At 42.7% G+C, this 1,914-nt stretch carries 2 protein-coding genes; both read right to left on the bottom strand.

Annotation, left to right across the window (positions count from 1 at the left end):
• Positions 1 to 18: 18 nt before the first annotated feature.
• Positions 19 to 1,602: a beta-ketoacyl [acyl carrier protein] synthase domain-containing protein gene (locus AC1DPQ_RS26455; protein ID WP_477611391.1), complete on the bottom strand. Its 1,584-nt coding sequence runs from the start codon at positions 1,600 to 1,602 to the stop codon at positions 19 to 21.
• A gap of 114 nt (positions 1,603 to 1,716) precedes the next feature.
• On the bottom strand, positions 1,717 to 1,914 hold a 198-nt coding region (locus tag AC1DPQ_RS26460), incomplete at its 5' end, for a hypothetical protein (RefSeq protein WP_477611392.1).

Here is a 1,914-nt window from a genome sequence, read left to right on the forward strand (position 1 = left end):
GTGTACCAAATGTCCTGTTTATGTGTACCAAATGTCCTGTTTATTTCTCCAGGGAGAATTTTTAGCCACAATTTTTAAGGCTTTTTTGAACCTTTCGGGACTTGGATTAAATAACACTAAACGGAAATTCCCATTCCCAATGCTATAATCTCCATTTTCGAGCGATTCGATCAAGGCATCATGACTTGGCCTTGCGATGACCAATACTTCATCTTTTTTAGGCGTATCATAAGCGGTTAATACCACATGGGCATTTATTCCACCAAAACCGAATGCATTTACAGCTGCCAGTTTTGGCAAACCCGATTGGTTCCAGTCTATCGCTTTTTGCACGGCAGAAAAACGGGTTTCGGCCAGTTGTGCTACAGGTTCATCACAATGTAAAGTAGGGGGGATGATACCATGATATAAAGCCAAACTCGACTTGATCAATCCTGCTATACCTGCTGCGGGCATGGTATGACCGATATTCGATTTTACAGAACCGATACCTGCTTTTGGCAGATCGGCATCCTGACCGAAAAACTGTTTTAAGGTTTCAACCTCGGTTTTATCGCCAAGTGGGGTGCCTGTTCCATGGGCTTCTAAATAGCCGATATTTTTACTTTCCAGTTCTGCGTTTTTCCAGGCTTCGGTTATGGCTTTTAACTGGCCTTTAACCGATGGACTCATTACGCTGGTTCCGCTGCCATCGCTGCTGATGCCCACACCTTTAATTACTGAATAAATTTTATCCTGATCCCTTATGGCATCTTCGAGGCGTTTGAGCACAACAAAACCACAACCTTCGCCAATAATCAATCCATCGGCATTTTGATCGAAAGGTTTTATTTTTTCTTGTTTGGATAATGCACCCAATTGAGAGAATATGCTCCAAAAAGCAGCATTTTGACCTAAATGTACCCCGCCTGCAATAATCATATCGCAACGGCCACTATTCAGTTCCTGCACGCCATGATCAACTGCGATGAGTGAACTGGCACAGGCAGCATCCAAAGTAAAAGCCAGTCCGCCTAAGTTAAGGCGGTTGGCTACCAGTGAGGCCACTAAATTAGGGATCAATCCCATTGCGGTATCGGCACTAAAACGGCCTTTACGTAATTGAAATTCGTGTTTTACCTTTTCAATTTCTGCATCAGTAAGTTGTGGCATCAAGTCTTTTAATACACTCGAAATTTGCTCGCCAGTTCTTACAATTTCGATGGCGCGGGTTGCCCCAGGCCCCACATAATTACCTTTGCCAATAATGATCCCGGTTTTATCGAGGGAATATTTTTTTTCAAATACTGATGCATCTTCTAATGCCTGGTGAACCAGATCTAAGGTCAACAGATGATCGGGTTCGGTACCTTCAACAGCCAAGGGTAAAATTCCGAAGCGTTGGGGATCAAATTGATGATCGGGAATAAAACCTCCTCGATTGCAATAAAAACGATCTACCCCGGTAATTGCTTTGTCGAAATGAACAGGATCAATCCGATCAGCCGGAACCTCTTGTGTAGAATCTACGCGGTTGATAATATTTTCCCAAAAGGCCTGCATATCTTTTGCACCCGGAAAAATGCATGACATTCCAATAATTGCTACGTCGCTTTTCTTCATCTTGTTCGCTTAGGGGGATCTTTCTAATCTTAATTCTCTTAATTTTATTTGTACTGACTATTTTTAGCCTGTTTAACTAACGCGATCGTCATAAGGCTGAATCATATTTGTAATTCAATCAAATTTGTCACGTTGAGCCTGTCGAAACGCCTCATAAGACATTTTAAAAAGGTCCTTCGACAAGCTCAGGATGACAGTTCTAATAGTGCGGTCGTCATTGCGAGGAGGAACGACGAAGCAATCTTTCCTGCTAGCAATCCTTGCTAGAAAGATTGCTTCGTCGGCTGAAAAAGCCTTCTCGCAATGACGACT

The sequence above is a fragment of the Pedobacter sp. 01T416_2 genome (genome assembly GCF_056398925.1).

What these genes read in the sequence shown, in the direction of transcription:
- AC1DPQ_RS26455 (WP_477611391.1), bottom strand. Translation starts at nt 1,602, where the DNA reads ATGAAGAAAAGCGACGTAGCAATTATTGGAATGTCATGCATTTTTCCG.